The following is a 15,029-nucleotide window of genomic DNA, read 5'->3' as shown; positions in this document are numbered from 1 at the left end:
GCGCCATGAACGATCTGCCCGTCTCCCGGATTCTGCCCGAACTCAAACAGACCCTTGCCGGCCAGCATTCGGTCGTCCTGCAGGCGCCGCCCGGTGCCGGTAAAACGACGCTGGTGCCGCTCGCCCTGCTTGAGTGTGGCTGGCTGGCCGGGCAGAAAATCATCATGCTGGAGCCGCGTCGGCTGGCGGCCAGGGCCGCGGCTGAGCGGCTGGCCGAGTTGTTGGGCGAGCCGGTTGGGCAGACCGTTGGCTATCGCATCCGGCTGGAAAGCAAGGTCAGCGCGGCGACACGCATAGAGGTGGTCACCGAAGGGATTCTGCAGCGAATGTTGCAGGATGACCCGGAGCTACCGGGCGTTGGCGTAGTGATCTTCGACGAATTCCACGAGCGCAGCCTGGATGCCGATCTGGGGTTGGCGCTCTGTGTGCAGACCCAGCAATACCTGCGGGATGATCCGCCGCTGCGGCTGCTGGTCATGTCGGCGACGCTGGATGCCGAAGGCGTCAGCCGACTGTTGGACGACGCGCCGATCATCACCAGTCAGGGGCGTCAGTATCCGGTGGATGTTCGTTATGGCGCACCGGCAACCCTTGGCCGCTCGAATGATGCCGAGGTGGTACAGACCGTGCTGCGCGCGCTGGACGAGGAAACCGGCAGCGTGCTGGTGTTTCTGCCGGGTATGGCCGAGATCCGCCGGGTGCTGGCACGGTTGGAGGAGGCGCTGGGTGACCAGCCGAAGGTGCTGCTCACACCGTTATTTGGCGATCTGGATCTGGCGGCCCAGCGCCGCGCCATCGCTCCGGCGCCGGCCGGCGCGCGCAAGGTGGTGCTGGCGACTGCCATTGCCGAAACCAGTTTGACCATCGAGGGCATTCGCGTGGTGGTGGATGCCGGCCTGTCGCGTGAGGCTGCTTTTGATCCGCTTTCTGGCATGAGCGCACTGCAGACCCGGCGGGTATCGCGCGCCGCCGCCGAGCAGCGCGCCGGCCGTGCCGGCCGTCTGGAACCCGGTGTCTGTTACCGGCTGTGGTCTGCCCAGCAGCACGAGCAGCTGGCGGCGCAGCGTGATGCCGAGATGCTGCAGGCGGATCTCGCCCCACTGGCGCTGCAGTTGGCGCAGTGGGGCGTACAGCAGCCTGATGAACTGGTCTGGCTGGATCCGCCCCCGGCTGCTGCACTGGAGCAGGGGCGTGAGCTGCTGGAACGGCTCGGTGCCTTGCAGCGCGACGGTGCCAACTGGCAGTTGACTGATCACGGCCGTGTGCTGGCTGGCTTGCCGATGCATCCACGGCTAGCGCATATGCTGGTTGAAGGGCGGCGGCTTGGCCTGGCTGAGCTGGCAGCGCGTATTGCTGCGGTGGTTGATGAGCGCGATCTGCTGCGCCGCGCCGACAACGCCGATCTCAGTGCGCGGCTGGCACTGTTCGATGATCCGCGGGGCGCCGATGTTGATCGCGCGGCGCTGCAACGCGCCAAGCGGCTGGTTGACCAATGGAAGCGGCTGCTGAATCGTCTGCCGGCCAGCGATCCGGTCAGTGATCCGCAGCATGATGACTGGCACGGCGTTCTGCTGGCGCTGGCCTACCCGGATCGCATCGCTCAGCGACGTGGCGCGGCCGGCTCCGACTATCGCCTGGCCAATGGCCGTTCAGCCGGGTTTAACGACGTCGACCGACTGCAGCAATCGGCGTGGTTGGCGGTGGCGGCTTTGGGTGGGCAGGGCGGTCAGCGTCAGGCGCGCATTTTTATGGCTGCCGAGCTGAATGTGGAGCGCCTGCTGGCGGTTGAACCGGCGCTGCTGAGTGAGCGCGATACGCTGGAGTGGGATAGCCGCAGTGAAACCCTGCTGGCCGAACGGCAGCAGCGCATCGGCGAGCTGATCTGGCAGCGCAAGGCGCTGCCGCAGGTGGCACCGGAACAACGCCAGCGGGCGCTTTGCGACGTGGTGCGGCGCCAGGGTATCAACCTGCTGCCGTGGAAGCCGGAGCAGCGCCAATGGCAGGCGCGCGTCATGCTGTTGCGCGAGCTGGATCTTGCGCAAGGTACTGACAGCCGTTGGCCCGACCTATCGGACGAGGCCCTGCTCGCCAGCTTGGAAGACTGGCTGGCGCCTTATCTGGACAAGGTCAACCGGCTCGCGCATTTCGCCAACCTGGAGCTGGGTAATATTCTTGCCGGGCTGCTGCCCTGGCCATTGCCAAAGGAACTGGACGAGCAGGCGCCGACCCACTGGACGGTGCCGACCGGCTCACGGATGCGCATCGACTACAGCGAGACGCCGCCGGTGCTTGCGGTGCGCCTGCAGGAGATGTTCGGCAGTACCGATACCCCGCGTATCGCCGGCGGTCGGCAGGCGCTGAAACTGCATCTGCTGTCACCCGCCCAGCGCCCGGTGCAGGTGACCCAGGATCTGGCTGGCTTCTGGCAGGGCAGCTACGCCGAGGTGAAGAAGGACATGAAGGGGCGCTATCCCAAACACTACTGGCCCGATGATCCGCTGCAAGCTGAACCGACCCGGCGAGCCAAGCCGCGGGGCAGCTAACGGTCCGCCTAGTGACTGACGGCGCCTTCCCTTACAATGCGGCCCTTTGTAGTGATCAGCGGAGAGCCCGATGGACAACACCAGTCAGATACTTGAGCGCAGCGCCGAGCTGTTCAGCGGTCAGCGCCTGTTGCTGGTCAATCCGGTCGCTGATGGTTTGACCCGCAACCTGTCGGCCGACTGGACCCTGTGGAGCTGGGATTACGCCAGCAGCCGCGGACTGGCCGGCTCGCTGCCGGAAGAGCGGTTGGTGTTCTCCCATCTGTGCCCGCCGGTCGAACATCTCGATGCGGCGATTCTGGTCATGCCCAAGGCGATCGAGCGCGCCGAGTATGCGCTGGCGCAGATGGTGCCGTTGCTGGCGCAGGGCAAGCCGGTCTATCTGGTTGGCGAAAAGAAGGGCGGCATTACCCGGGCGGAGAAGCTGCTGGGCCGCTATGGCGTGCGCCCTGAGAAACTGGACTCGGCGCGGCACTGCCAGCTCTGGCGGGTGATCGTCGATCAGCCGGTTGCGCCGTTCAGTCTGGGGGATTGGCTGCAGCAGTACGAGCTGAGCTTTGACGATCAGCCGCTGCAACTGGTTAGCCTACCGGGCGTGTTCAGTCATGGCCGACTGGACGAGGGCAGCGAGCTGTTGCTGGCCGAGCGTCGACCGCTGCCGGCGGGTCGGGTGCTGGACTTCGGCTGTGGCTCCGGCGTGTTGTCGCTGATCTTGGCACGGCGTAATCCGGAGGCGCGGTTCGAATTGGTAGATGTCGATGCACTGGCCATCCATTGCGCTCGGCAATCGCTGGCGCTCAACGGTGTCGAGGCCGAGGTGCATGCCTCCGACGGGCTGAGTGACGTGCACGGTCGGTTTGCCGCCGTGATCAGCAATCCGCCATTCCACACCGGCATCCGTCAGGACACCAGCATCGCTGAACGCTTCTTCGAGCAGGTGACCCGGAACCTGCTGCCGGGAGGAGAGTTGCGCATCGTTGCCAACGGTTTTTTGCGCTATCCACCGCTGATTGAACAGCACATCGGACCTTGCCACGTGTTGCGCGAGAATAACCGCTTCAAGGTGTACTCGGCGGTCGCACCGGGTTGATTCGGCCTGCCGTTGTCGTTATATTTGCGTCCGTCTTAGGGGAGTAGTCTCTCCGCAAGCGCCTGCTTGCATTGGCAAACGTCAACATAATTGATCCGCCGATCATGGCGTTTGCGACCCTCCACCGCCCTGCGCGGTACCGGGTTTGACGAGACCTTTGACACGCGACCACCAGCCGAGGGCGGGGGTAGTCGTGTGTCAATGGAATCGTAACCCCGCCCTCTGTTGGAAACTCCGTGGAAGCTTTTTTCGTATCGAGCGGGATCGTCACGCTGGCTGAGATCGGCGACAAGACCCAATTGCTGGCCTTGCTGCTGGCGGCACGCTTTCGTCGGCCGTGGCCGATCATCTGGGGCATTCTGGTGGCCACTGTGGTCAATCATGCGATGGCGGGTGCTATCGGTCAGCTGGTTGCCGACTACCTGAATGACACCTGGCAGCACGCGATTCTTGCTGTGTCGTTTTTGGCGGTCGCTGCCTGGACGTTGATTCCCGACAAACTGGATGAAGACGAAGCGCCGCCGGTCGGACGTTACGGCGCCTTTATCGCGACCGTGATTGCCTTCTTTTTAGCTGAGATGGGGGACAAGACCCAGATCGCAACGGTGGTGCTGGCTGCGCAATTTGATGCCTACGTCTGGGTTGTGCTGGGGACGACCGTTGGCATGCTGCTGGCCAACGTACCGGTAGTGATTTTGGGTAATGTCGCGGCCGAACGCCTGCCGCTGACGCTGATACGCCGCATTACCGCATTTGCCTTCTTGGTGCTGGGGCTGTACTCGGCCTGGTTGCTGGTTCAGCCTATGCTGGCAACGGCGGGCTGAGTCAGCCGCCGTTAACGATGCGATTGCGGCCCTGCTGCTTGGCCTGATACAGGCTACGATCCACTGCGTCGAGGAAGGCACGTGGGTCGTCCTGCTGGCCAGGCAGTATGGTGCCGATGCCCATGCTGACAGTGAGAATCTGCCCGGTCTCCGAATTGGCGTGGGGGATCTGCTCCTTGAAGATCAGTGACCGGCAGCGTTCTGCCACCCGCTCGGCTGCCTTGGCATCGGTTTCTGGCAGGACCAGCACAAATTCTTCACCGCCGTAGCGGGCAAAGAAATCGCGTGAACGTGCCGCCGCGCCTCCCAGCGCCTGGGCGACTCGCTTGAGGCAGTCGTCGCCGCAGATATGACCGTAGTGGTCGTTGTACTGCTTGAAGTAGTCGATATCGAGCAGAATGACCGAAAGCGGCTGACTGTTGCGTCGGGCGTTGGTCCACTCCAGTTCCATGATCGAGTCAAACATACGTCGGTTGGCAGCGCCGGTCAGGCCATCCTTGAATGACAGCTCTTCCAGTTCCCGCTGCAGCGTCTTCAGCTTTTCTTCGGTCTTCTTGCGCTCGCTGATGTCGAACATGAAGCCGATCAACGCTTCCACTTCGCCGTCGTCGTCGCGTACGACATGCACCACATCACGAATCCAGACGTACTCGCCATCGGCAGTGAGGGCGCGGTAATCGGCTTCATGATCGGTACCGGCCTGAGACTGGGAGATACAGAAATTGACCACCCACTCGCGGTCCTCCGGGTGCATGCGGGTGGCCCAGTCATCGGCGCTGATCCAGCTGTCCTGGGTCCAACCCAGCAGATGCTCGATTTGCGGGCCGATATAGGCAAACGTCATGGTCTTCCAGTCGATCTTCCACGGAATGGCCTTGGTTGATTCAAGCAGGGTCTTGTAGACCGCGCTGTCGTGGGCAATTTCGGTGGCGATGTCACTCATGCGTTTATCCTGTTGACGGTTTGGTTGTCGATGCCTAATTCAAAGCACGCTTTATGCCAAGTAGTCGCGATGGCTGTACATGATCGTCACTGAGCCTGGCCTGCGGTATTCAGGGCCCTCTGGTACAGGGCCAGAAGCTTGGCGGGCTGGTCATACACGATGCGTTCCCCGGCGCGCAGCTCTCGGCGCATCAGGCGGATCATCTGTTCCAGTACCGGTTCTGCGAAGTTACTGGCGGCTTGGCCGGTCACCTCTGCCAGGCGTCCGGCGATGACAGCGGTATCGCTGACCACCGGACAGATACGGTAGCGGTAGGTGCCTCCGATGGCTTCGGGGACCAGGTCCATGAAGCGGTCCGGGCGCTGCCGAAAGAAGCTCAGTGGCAGGCGGTAGGCGTTATTGCCGAGAATCGGCAGATCGTCCGGCACCGCCTCCTCTTCGTCCAGCACCTGCAACCGGGTCGCCAGTGGTAGCAGCTGATCGAGTTTGTACGTCGAGGCCATGTGCTGATTGCCGACCCGTACCAGGTTGGCAATCAGCTCTCCGAGCGAGGCGTGGCCGATAATGGCTGCGCGCTTGGGCAGGCCACCCCAGGCGCCATCTGCGCCGTTGAGCAGCGCCTCGATGACGGACGCGTTCTCGAAGCCGCCGCCGGCGTGCATGTGTACCAGCAGCTTTAGCGGGCGTGGCAAATAGCGGCGGGCGACAGCTACGTAGGCGCCAACCTGGAAGGGCAGGTAGGTGCCACGGTCGTCTTCCATGCTCAGGCCGAAAATGGGTTGCTGGGCAAGTAGCTGGAGAATTTCGATGGTTTCGTTCGGGTTCTGGGCGAAGGCGTCACAGCCGTCGACGATGTTGATCAGAATCTTCGGCGCGTCACCGTTATCGCCTCGGATGTTCTGCTGCAGCCAGGCGATGCTGGCGGGGATGCTGCGGCGCAGGGTGGCGAAGTCGTACTGGCCGCTCATGCCGTCCTGGCTCAGGTAGATCTCGTGCAGGGTGTTGGGTACGCCGTAGTCGCGCAGCTTGAGCATCGATGGCGAGGGTGTGAACTGGCCCGCTGTGTCGACCAGGCCTATATCGGTAAAAGCGTAGCAGCCGGTCATGTCGATCTGGTGATCGCGCAGGTACATCATGAAGTCATCATCGACCTCCAGCTCGTCGGGCATGGAGTAGTCGAGGGTGCCGAGCAGGATGTTGCTGAAGCCGAATTCGCGTACCTTCGGCAGGATTGCCAGTTTGTCCTGCAGGGTTTGACCAACCCGTGCTCCGACCGGATTCTCGCGCAGCGACAGGTCGATGAAAAACGGATCAATGTTGCGTAGTTGGTCTATCTTGTCGTTTACACCGGCCAGTATGGCGTGGGCGTCGGCGAGTTGGTTTGTTGCTGTGGGCATGGGTAACCTTCCGTGGCGGTCAATAAAATATTCTGTATAGCACCGCGCTATGAGGGCTGCCAGTCGTTATCCGACTTGGATGCGACCAAAGGACACTGCCAGCTGTCATATGCCTGTGAAATCATGTGGCTATTCTGCTGAGCATCAAGGATGTTTGCCATGACTCTAGGTATCACTCGCCTGTTCCGTTGCTTGTTGACCTGTCTCGCCATGGGCTGGGTTTGTTTCGCCAGTGCCGCCGAGCCGATTGTGCTGGGCGTAAACCTGCCGCGCACCGGTCAGTACGCCCAGGAGGGCCTGATGCAAATGCGCGGCGCGATGCTGGCGCTGGACGAGATCAATCAGGCTGGCGGGGTGCTAGGCCGTCCGCTTGAACTGCTCGAGCGCGACTCGGCCTCCAATCCGGAGCGGGCGGTGCGTAATGTTGATGAGCTGGCCGATGCCGGTGCCCGCATGCTGTTTGGCGGTGCCTCCAGTGCGGTCGCGATTGCTGCTGGCAAGCGGGCCCGTGAGCGGGGACTGCTGTACTTTGGCACCTTGACTTACTCCAATGACACCACCGGGCGTGACGGTCAGCGCTACCTGTTCCGCGAGAGTTACAATGCCTGGATGGCGGCGCGCGTACTGGCGGCGCAGCTGCAGGCCCAGTTTGCGGATAAGCACTATTACTACGTGACTGCGGATTACACTTGGGGTCACAGCACCGAGGCATCGATGCGCCATTTTACCGGTACCGACGATGCCGGTGTGCATGGTTCGACGCTGATTCCGTTCCCCAGCGCTTCGTTGCGTGAGCTGCGCGAGGCACTGCAAGAGGCCCGCGATGCCAATCCCGAGGTGCTGGTGCTGGTGCTGTTCGGTGATCAGATGGTCAAGGCAATGAGGATTGTTCATCAGCTGGGTTTTGACAACGTACAGGTGGTGGTGCCTAACCTGACTCTCAGCATGGTTGAGCAGGCCGGGCCAGCGGTGATGGCGGGTGTGGTGGGGGCCGTACCCTGGACCTGGAATGTGCCTCGTGACTTCGGCTTTGAGCGTGGCGAGCAGTTTGTCAGTACCTTCGTCGAGCGCTATCAGACCTATCCTTCCAGCTCGGCTGCGTCGGCCTACAGCATCGTCTATCAGTGGGCTGATGCGGTTACGCGCAGCGGTTCGCTTGATAGCGAAGCATTGATTGGCGCGCTGGAAGGGCACAGCTATCAGTTGTTGAAGGATACCCAGACCTGGCGCGCCTTCGATCATCAGAATCTGCAGACGGTCTATGCGGTGCGCATCAAACCACGTGCTGAGGTCATGGCTGACCCGCTGCATCAGGATTACTTTCAGATCATCGGTCAGCTGTCGGGTGAAGACGCCGCGCAAACATTGGAGCAGTGGCAGGAAGAGCGCAGGGCGGCAGGGCAACCATTGCGCCTGCGCTAAAACCCCTGTTCTGCCAACAGCTGGGCCAGTTGCTGAAGGACCTCGATGCCCTGCACGTCGGTTTCCAGCCAGGGTAATAGCGGGCGCGGCAGGTGGCCCAAGTCGTGGTCAATACGTTGCAGGTAGCTGGCTTCCTGCCGTCGTCGTTGCTGCAGGAAGTGGCCGTCGGCACTGTCGGGGATGACCCGGTTGACCAGCGCTGCAGCGACCGGAATCTGCGCCTGCTGCAGACTCTCTACTGCCCGTACCGTTTCCAGAATCGGCAGTCGCTCGGCTGTCAGCACAAACAGAAAACCGCTGACCGTCGGGTCCTCTAACTGGCGGCGAGCCTTATGGAACAGTCGTCTACGGTTGCGCAAGGTTTCAGCAACGCTGCGGGTGCGCTGGTCCAGGCCGTCCAGAGGGTCTTCGTTGGGGTCGTCAAACGGGCTATTCAGATCACGCCCGCTGCGAGGCGTCAGGTGCTGCAGCACCTTGCCCAGCTCCGCAGACTTACGGTTGTGGCTGAGCAGTCCGTCGGTCCAGGCGGCCATGGCTTCGGGGAGGGTGAGCAGGCGCAGGGTATGCCCGGTCGGGGCGGTGTCGAAGATAATCAGGTCGTAGTTGTCTGGCGGCGCCGTGACCAGTCTGGCGATGCGCTCAAGCAGCGCCGCCTCCTGAGTCCCGGGCGAATGGCGGGTCAATTGCATCTGTCGCTTCAGCTCGCTCAGCATCTCCGGCGCGGCCAGTTTGCGCATCTGCTCGGTTACCCGTTGCAGATGGGCGTCGACCTCGGCGTCGGGGTCGATTTCCATGGCGTCCAGATTGGGCAGCAGGCGTTTCGGGCGATCATCCAGCGGACGATCAAACACATCTCCCAGGCTGTGCGCCGAGTCAGTCGAGACGATCAGGCAGCGTAGCCCCCGGCTTGCCGCCAGCACGGCCAGCGCTGCAGCGACCGTGGTTTTGCCTACGCCGCCCTTGCCGCCGACCCAGAGCAGGCGGCGTTGCAGCAGATCAAGGTTGGTAGTGGAAATGTCGGCTCTCCCGATCAGCAGCAGCGGAAATGGTCCAGCGGTGAATGCTCCATGCCCATGCGTCGGTGCCAGTCGTGGAAGCGTTCAAGCAGCAGTGGCTGCAGCTCCAGAGTGTAGTAGGACGCTGGGTTGGGCACGCCCATCATCTCGCTGAACACCAGCAGCATGAATAGATCATCATGGTCACGTCGGCTGCGGGCGATAGCACCGCGGTAGCGCGAGCTATAGGCCTCTTCCAGGAAGAAGCGCGCCTGACTCAGCCAGGCGCGCCATTTCTCGCCACGGTCAGCGGCCATCGGCTTGCTCCGCTGCCGCCAGTGCCAAGTGCCGTTTCAGCGCCGCAGCGCACTCCAGCGCGACCAGAATGGCGGCAATCAGCACCACGATATCCAGCACGAGCAGGAAGTAGTTCTGCTGGTCGTAGAAGGTCTTGAGCTGAATCACCAGTGCGGTCACTGTCATCAGCAGCAGGAAACACAGCGGTAGCAGGGTGTACCACATGGGCCGACGGTAGTGCACCAGCATGACGGTGATCACCAGCAGGGTCAGGCCGGCGAGCAACTGGTTGGTGGTGCCGAACAGCGGCCAGATAATCATGCCGCCGGCACCGTCCGCTCCGCCGGCACCAAAGGCCAGCAGCAGGCAACTGCCGATCGCCAGCAGGGTGGCGGGCAGCGGTTTCTTCATCCACTCCTGATGATAGATCTCGCCCCACTCCTGGAAAATATAGCGCTGCAGACGCAGCCCGGTATCCATGGTAGTGCCGGCGAACAGGGCCGCCATCACCGTGAGCAGGGTGGCGGCAGTCACCTGCGGCAGGCCCAGCCCGTTGTGGATGACATAGGCGCCGCCCTGCACGAAGGCGGTCACGCCACCCTGGCCAAAGGCGCTATACATGGCTTTCCAGTCCGTCAGGCTGGCAAAACCGGCGCAGGCAACCAGAATCGCCGCCAGTGACAGGCAGCCTTCACCGATGGCTCCAAAGTAGCCGACGAAGCGGGCGTCGGTTTCCTTGTCGAGCTGCTTGGACGTGGTACCGGAAGACACCAGCCCGTGGAAGCCTGAAATGGCGCCGCAGGCGATGGTGACAAACAGTAGCGGGACGATCGAGGGCGTGCCGGCAGGCACATCATCGTTGATCATCGGCGCGACCAGCGCCGGGTTCAGCAGCATGATTGCGCCGTACAGAATCAGCAGGCCGACGAACAGCTGCAAGCCATTGATGTAGTCACGCGGCTGCAGCAGCATCCACACCGGCAACACTGAGGCGATGCCCGCGTAGAGGAATAGCAGCAGAATCCAGATGGCATTGCCTGACAGTCCGGCAACCTCGGCCGGCATCTGAATCGGGACGCTCGGGCCTGCCCAGATCAGCGCATAGAGCGCAACGACGCCAATTACCGAGACCACTGGCAGGCTGATCATGCGGCGATAGATCAACTGGCCGATGATCAATGCGACGGCAATGGCGCCCCAGACCGGCAGAACGGCGGTCGGGAAATTCATCATCAGCTTGGCAATCACCACCGCAAATACCGCGTTGACCATCAGCAGCACCAGGAAGATCACGATCATGAAAATGCTGCGGGCGCGTTTGCCCACCACATCGCCGGTCAGCGAACCGACTGATTTGGCCTTGTTGCGTACGCTGGCCCAGACCGCCCCCATATCGTGTACGCCGGCGAAGAAGATGGTGCCCATGACCACCCACATGAAGGCGGGCAGCCAGCCCCAGATTACTGCAATGGCGGGCCCGACGATGGGTGCAGCGCCGGCGACGGAGGTGAAATGGTGACCCCACAGCACGAAGCGGTTGGTCGGTACGAAGTCGATGCCATCTTCGAACTCGTGTGCTGGCGTACGAAAATCCGGATCGAGGCGATAGATCCGGTTGGCAATGAAGCGGGAATAAATGAAGTACCCCAGGGTCATCAACCCCAGCCCGATCAGTAGCAGGATCGCTGCGCTCATGCTGTGGCTCCTGTGTTGTGGCTCTTGTTGGATAGCCTGCCGAAGCGTCTGCGGCGGCCCACAGGTCACTATAGCTCAGCCTGGCTGATGGGGCTGGGCGGCCACCGGTTGGGCGTCGAAACTGTAGTCCCGCTCAACCCGGGCAATACGCACCCGGTACTGGGCGTACCAGTCGCTGCGACCCCGGCGCTGGGCATCAAGGTGCTCGCTTTGCTGCTTCCAGCGGTGAATGGCGTCCAGATCGCGCCAGTAGGACAGGGTGATGCCGAGCCCGTCGCGGGCTGACTCAACGCCAAGGAACCCTTCCTGCTCAGCCGCGAGTTCCAGCATGCGCGCCGCGGTCTGCGCGTAGTCGTCATCCTGTTCGGTTCGCACGGAGGTAAATATCACCGTGTAGTAGGGCGGCCGTGGCGTGTTGGCAATCTGGGGCATGGGGTTCTCGATAATCAATCAGCGACTGGCAAGCCAGAGGCCGCAGCCTATGATCAGACCGCCGCCGAGTCGCCTTAGGGGGCGGCTGTGATGGTGTTTTGTCAGGCGGCTGCCGAACAAGGCGTAGAGGCTTTTGACCAGCAGCAGGGCTACCGCAGTGGTGATCAAGAGTTGCAGGCACACCAGCGGCGATAGTGGTGCAGTAATGAACAGCGGGAAGAAACTGGCATAGAACACCAGCGCTTTGATGTCCCCCAGCGTCAGCAGCAGTCCGGCAAGCAGGCTGCTGAACCAGCTACCCTGGCTGGCGGGCAGCACCGTCTTTCCCTTACAGCCAGACCACAGCGACCAGCCAAACCAGATCAGGTAGGCGGCCGCCAGCCAGCGCAAAATGTTGAACATTATGCCGAGACTCTCCATGACGGCCTGCCAGCCGGCCAGGGCCAGCGCTGCCAGCAGGAGGTCGGCAAGGGTAATGCCGACCGCAGCGGCAAGGCCTTGGCCAATGCCGCTCTCTGCGCTGCGCACTACCACCAGTGCGACGCTGGTGCTGGGCAGGGCAGCAAGTGCGATCAGCGCAAGAAACAGCGGCAGCAGCGTCCCGATATCCATCAGTGGGCGCGCGTCTTGAGTACGCGTTCGGTGCTGGCCGGGTAACGTTCCAGCAGAGCGGTAGGGCGAATCGGGCGGACGACCAGGTTGCCGCCGCAGTTCGGACAGCTTCCGGCGAAGCGCTGTTCTGCGCAGTCGCGGCAGAACGTGCATTCGAAGCTGCAGATCAGGGCATCGGTTGCCTCGGCGGGCAGGTCGCGGTCGCAGCATTCACAGTTGGGGCGCAGTTGCAGCATGGTAATCACCGGCAAGATGGTTATTTGCAGTTATAGCAGTGGCTGATGCCCGATGAAACCCGCTGTATATGGTGTAGTCTCATTCTTTAAACCCAGCCAAACGTGAGTAACACCATGCAGAACCTGACCATTGATATTGTCTCCGACATTGCCTGCCCTTGGTGCGCCATCGGCTATGCTCGCCTGGAGCAGGCTTTGGCGGCGCTGGAAGGCGAGGTGGAAGCAAAGGTGGAGTGGCACGCCTTTGAGCTCAATCCCGATCCGGCCCAGCGGCCGATGCCGATTGTCGAGGCGCTGTGCCGCAAGTACGGTCGTAACGAGGTCGAGGTGCGGGCGGCGCAGGATGACATGATTCGTATCGCCACCGGTCTCGGGCTGAATTTCACCCATATGCAGGAACGCTACACCGCCAATACCTTCGATGGTCACCGGCTGGTGAAGTGGGCGGCTGAACATGATCGCCAGACGGCGATGAAACAGGCCTTGTTCGACGCCTACTTCGGAGAGGCAAAGGACGTCAGCAACAGGGACGTATTGCTCGATGCCGTGCGTGCCGCTGGGCTTGATGCGGCAGAGGCCGAGAAAGTGCTGAGCAGTGACCAGTTTACTGATATTGTCCGCGCCGACGAAGCTCATTGGCAGCAGGCGGGCATCTCGTCGGTACCGGCCTTCGTGATCAGCGGCCAGTACCTGATTTCCGGGGCGCAAGAGCCCGAGTATCTGGTGCAGGCGCTGCGGGATATCGCCGCGCAAGCAGCCTAGTTATTCGTTCCAGCGGCGGCCGCCCGTTGCGGTGGGCTGGGCTTGGTTTTCTATCGCCTGCCGCAGGAAGCGTTCCACGACGACGCGCTGGAATGCTTCTGAGGGCTCGGTGGTGTTCGGCGGAAACAGCATTGCGTAGCCGTTGCGCAGCAACTGAATCGGTGTCATCAAAATGCCGAACGGGATGCCCCACCAGCCCAGCAGAAACGATTGCAGCACGTCGCCCCCCTGCCGCTTCAGTGCGCAGCGGCGGCAGCAGATCAGTTCGTTGGTGCCCCAGCGGGTAATCAGAATGAACGACTGCACAAAGTGCGATTGATGCAGGTCGATTGAACCTGTTTCCTTGCAACGCGGGCATGGCCCGCGATAGACCGACTGCACCAGTCTAGTCCTGTCATACGAGGACATTTGTCTGGCTGCCAGGGCTACCTGACCCTCCCTCAGGCAGCGAGCGTTGCAGAAACGCAGTCCTTGTTCCTCAACGCCTCCGAACAAAATCATTTTGTTGCATGATGCGCAGCTAGCCATGGGGTTTCCTCGTTTTTTGTTGTTTTGATCGGGCTTCCGGGCGCGTCAGTGATCACGTACTACGGATATAGCCCATTGCAGCTGGTTACGCCGGTTGTAGGAAAACAGCAGCCAGCAGGCGGGAATGCAGCTAAATAATCCGCCGGTGTAAAGCAAAAGAAGTCCTGGGGTACTGAGTGGCTGCTTCTGTCCGCCAGTCAGGATCAGCGAAATGCTGATCGCAACTGTTACGACGATGCCTGTGGCCACAATCCAGCCAGTCATGGCTCGCCAGATGTAACCCCAGATGCCCACAGGTTCGACAGTCGGTGTTTCGTTGATACCCGGCAGCTTGTTGTGGCGCAGGATGTGTATCAGATAGATGATCAGAGCTGTCTGCAGGCTGTTGTAGACAGCCATAAATACGTCCGGGTAGGGGAGGTTGATCAGTGCATCACTGCGTGGTGACTGGTCAGCGAAAGGTAAGATCAGCCCTGCAGCACAGCAAATAAGCAAGGCGTTACGCGCTGCAGCTTCGTGGCGAAACAGCTGAAGTGGAGACATCTACAAATCCCTGTAGGCTGGGCATGTTGATGTGAGCCCAATTTATCCGAGGCCTTATCATGCGGGTTGTGGTGAGTCTTGCCAAGGTTTTGTGTGGCTGACGCTAAGTTGCAATTTTGCTGCGTCACTCTGTGCCACAAGCATGAACAGAGAGTGAAAAATGACAGCAAGACGGTCGGTACAGCAAGGTGCAACTCAAATGAGCAGGCGCGAAGCATTTCGCTTCTGGCTGAAGTTGGGGTTTATCAGCTTTGGCGGGCCGGCCGGGCAGATTGCGTTGATGCATGAGGAGCTGGTGTCCCGGCGTCGTTGGTTATCCGAACGCCGTTTTTTGCACGCCCTGAATTACTGCATGCTGCTGCCCGGGCCGGAGGCGCAGCAGTTGGCGACCTATCTAGGCTGGTTGCTGCATCGCAGCTGGGGTGGGGTAGTGGCCGGGTTGCTTTTTATCCTGCCGTCGCTGTGTCTGCTGATGTTGCTGGCCTGGGTGTATCTGGTTTATGGCGATCTTCCGCTGATAGCGGGGGTGTTCTACGCGATCAAGCCAGTGGTGGTGATCGTGGTCTTTCAGGCGGCCTGGCGGATCGGCGGCCGGGTGCTGCGTAACCGCTGGCTCTGGGCGATTGCTCTGGCGGCCTTCGCGGCGATATTTTTCCTGCAGCTACCTTTTCCGCTGATCGTACTGGCGGCGGCGCTGGCGGGCGCGGTGG

16 protein-coding genes and 1 riboswitch are annotated in these 15,029 nt (G+C 61.6%); of the genes, 6 read left to right on the top strand and 10 right to left on the bottom strand.

Annotated elements, in window-relative coordinates; genetic code table 11:
- The first annotated feature begins 5 nt into the window (after nucleotides 1-5).
- The 3 genes from hrpB (at nucleotide 6) to C1949_RS04165 (ending at nucleotide 4,457) form a co-directional block, all read left to right on the top strand.
- Nucleotides 6-2,543, top strand: coding sequence for an ATP-dependent helicase HrpB (hrpB, locus tag C1949_RS04175; protein ID WP_104737222.1), 2,538 nt, complete (start codon nucleotides 6-8; stop codon nucleotides 2,541-2,543).
- Nucleotides 2,544-2,613: 70 nt separating this feature from the next.
- Nucleotides 2,614-3,633: a methyltransferase gene (locus C1949_RS04170; protein WP_104737221.1), complete on the top strand. Its 1,020-nt coding sequence runs from the start codon at nucleotides 2,614-2,616 to the stop codon at nucleotides 3,631-3,633.
- Nucleotides 3,634-3,659: 26 nt separating this feature from the next.
- Nucleotides 3,660-3,844, top strand: a riboswitch (yybP-ykoY riboswitch).
- 25 nt (nucleotides 3,845-3,869) lie between these two features.
- Complete coding sequence (locus C1949_RS04165; RefSeq protein WP_104737220.1) at nucleotides 3,870-4,457, top strand: TMEM165/GDT1 family protein; 588 nt, start codon at nucleotides 3,870-3,872, stop codon at nucleotides 4,455-4,457.
- A gap of 1 nt (nucleotide 4,458) precedes the next feature.
- Here the strand turns inward: C1949_RS04165 and C1949_RS04160 are convergent, their stop codons facing one another.
- On the bottom strand, nucleotides 4,459-5,400 hold the full coding sequence (locus C1949_RS04160) for a GGDEF domain-containing protein (RefSeq protein WP_104737219.1): 942 nt from the start codon (nucleotides 5,398-5,400) through the stop codon (nucleotides 4,459-4,461).
- 86 nt (nucleotides 5,401-5,486) lie between these two features.
- Nucleotides 5,487-6,797, bottom strand: a complete 1,311-nt coding sequence (locus tag C1949_RS04155; protein WP_104737218.1) for a beta/alpha barrel domain-containing protein — start codon at nucleotides 6,795-6,797, stop codon at nucleotides 5,487-5,489.
- A 180-nt stretch (nucleotides 6,798-6,977) separates the two neighbouring features.
- Here C1949_RS04155 and C1949_RS04150 point away from each other — a divergent pair, with 180 nt between their 5' ends.
- Nucleotides 6,978-8,219 (top strand): ABC transporter substrate-binding protein, encoded by a 1,242-nt coding sequence (locus tag C1949_RS04150; protein ID WP_373289766.1) that lies wholly within the window; start codon nucleotides 6,978-6,980, stop codon nucleotides 8,217-8,219.
- Here C1949_RS04150 and C1949_RS04145 read toward each other — a convergent pair.
- The 6 genes from C1949_RS04145 to C1949_RS04120 all read right to left on the bottom strand — a co-directional run bounded on the left by C1949_RS04145 (nucleotide 8,216) and on the right by C1949_RS04120 (nucleotide 12,486).
- Nucleotides 8,216-9,199: an ArsA family ATPase gene (locus tag C1949_RS04145; protein WP_229744297.1), complete on the bottom strand. Its 984-nt coding sequence runs from the start codon at nucleotides 9,197-9,199 to the stop codon at nucleotides 8,216-8,218. The genes C1949_RS04150 and C1949_RS04145 overlap by 4 nt on opposite strands.
- A 50-nt stretch (nucleotides 9,200-9,249) precedes the next feature.
- Nucleotides 9,250-9,531 carry a cory-CC-star protein gene (locus C1949_RS04140; RefSeq protein WP_088273516.1) on the bottom strand — a complete coding sequence of 94 codons (282 nt, stop codon included), beginning with the start codon at nucleotides 9,529-9,531 and terminating at the stop codon, nucleotides 9,250-9,252.
- Nucleotides 9,521-11,206 (bottom strand): carbon starvation CstA family protein, encoded by a 1,686-nt coding sequence (locus C1949_RS04135; RefSeq protein WP_104737215.1) that lies wholly within the window; start codon nucleotides 11,204-11,206, stop codon nucleotides 9,521-9,523. Before C1949_RS04135 ends, C1949_RS04140 begins: the two co-directional genes overlap by 11 nt.
- 75 nt (nucleotides 11,207-11,281) lie before the next feature.
- On the bottom strand, nucleotides 11,282-11,638 hold the full coding sequence (locus C1949_RS04130; protein ID WP_104737214.1) for an antibiotic biosynthesis monooxygenase family protein: 357 nt from the start codon (nucleotides 11,636-11,638) through the stop codon (nucleotides 11,282-11,284).
- Between the two features lie 18 nt (nucleotides 11,639-11,656).
- The gene (locus C1949_RS04125; protein ID WP_104737213.1) at nucleotides 11,657-12,250 is read right to left on the bottom strand and encodes a LysE family translocator; all 594 of its coding nucleotides are present in this window, start codon (nucleotides 12,248-12,250) and stop codon (nucleotides 11,657-11,659) included.
- Entirely contained in the window at nucleotides 12,250-12,486 is a 237-nt protein-coding gene (locus C1949_RS04120) for a DUF1272 domain-containing protein (protein ID WP_104737475.1), read from the bottom strand. Before C1949_RS04120 ends, C1949_RS04125 begins: the two co-directional genes overlap by 1 nt.
- 114 nt (nucleotides 12,487-12,600) lie before the next feature.
- Between C1949_RS04120 and C1949_RS04115 the strand changes: the two genes are divergently transcribed.
- Nucleotides 12,601-13,248 (top strand): DsbA family oxidoreductase, encoded by a 648-nt coding sequence (locus tag C1949_RS04115; RefSeq protein ID WP_104737212.1) that lies wholly within the window; start codon nucleotides 12,601-12,603, stop codon nucleotides 13,246-13,248.
- Here C1949_RS04115 and C1949_RS04110 read toward each other — a convergent pair whose 3' ends face one another.
- On the bottom strand, nucleotides 13,249-13,629 hold the full coding sequence (locus tag C1949_RS04110; protein ID WP_104737211.1) for a hypothetical protein: 381 nt from the start codon (nucleotides 13,627-13,629) through the stop codon (nucleotides 13,249-13,251).
- Nucleotides 13,630-13,821: 192 nt separating this feature from the next.
- A complete protein-coding gene (locus C1949_RS04105) occupies nucleotides 13,822-14,319 on the bottom strand; it encodes a hypothetical protein (RefSeq protein ID WP_104737210.1) in 498 nt (165 codons plus the stop codon).
- Nucleotides 14,320-14,518: 199 nt separating this feature from the next.
- Between C1949_RS04105 and C1949_RS04100 the strand changes: the two genes are divergently transcribed.
- A partial coding sequence (locus C1949_RS04100; protein WP_146040288.1) for a chromate transporter occupies nucleotides 14,519-15,029 on the top strand: 511 nt, incomplete at its 3' end.

Source organism: Halopseudomonas oceani (genome assembly GCF_002903165.1).
GTDB classification, from domain to species: Bacteria; Pseudomonadota; Gammaproteobacteria; order Pseudomonadales; family Pseudomonadaceae; genus Halopseudomonas; species Halopseudomonas oceani.
Note: the sequence above shows the minus strand (reverse complement) of the source record. Positions and strands in the feature narration are given on the sequence as shown.

Excerpts from the sequence above, each read along its gene's own strand:
- C1949_RS04160 (WP_104737219.1), bottom strand. The coding sequence starts at position 5,400 with ATGAGTGACATCGCCACCGAAATTGCCCACGACAGCGCGGTCTACAAG.
- C1949_RS04125 (WP_104737213.1), bottom strand. The coding sequence starts at position 12,250 with ATGGATATCGGGACGCTGCTGCCGCTGTTTCTTGCGCTGATCGCACTT.
- C1949_RS04135 (WP_104737215.1), bottom strand. The coding sequence starts at position 11,206 with ATGAGCGCAGCGATCCTGCTACTGATCGGGCTGGGGTTGATGACCCTG.
- C1949_RS04140 (WP_088273516.1), bottom strand. The coding sequence starts at position 9,531 with ATGGCCGCTGACCGTGGCGAGAAATGGCGCGCCTGGCTGAGTCAGGCG.
- C1949_RS04155 (WP_104737218.1), bottom strand. The coding sequence starts at position 6,797 with ATGCCCACAGCAACAAACCAACTCGCCGACGCCCACGCCATACTGGCC.
- hrpB (WP_104737222.1), top strand. The coding sequence starts at position 6 with ATGAACGATCTGCCCGTCTCCCGGATTCTGCCCGAACTCAAACAGACC.
- C1949_RS04105 (WP_104737210.1), bottom strand. The coding sequence starts at position 14,319 with ATGTCTCCACTTCAGCTGTTTCGCCACGAAGCTGCAGCGCGTAACGCC.
- C1949_RS04115 (WP_104737212.1), top strand. The coding sequence starts at position 12,601 with ATGCAGAACCTGACCATTGATATTGTCTCCGACATTGCCTGCCCTTGG.
- C1949_RS04120 (WP_104737475.1), bottom strand. The coding sequence starts at position 12,486 with ATGCTGCAACTGCGCCCCAACTGTGAATGCTGCGACCGCGACCTGCCC.
- C1949_RS04170 (WP_104737221.1), top strand. The coding sequence starts at position 2,614 with ATGGACAACACCAGTCAGATACTTGAGCGCAGCGCCGAGCTGTTCAGC.
- C1949_RS04130 (WP_104737214.1), bottom strand. The coding sequence starts at position 11,638 with ATGCCCCAGATTGCCAACACGCCACGGCCGCCCTACTACACGGTGATA.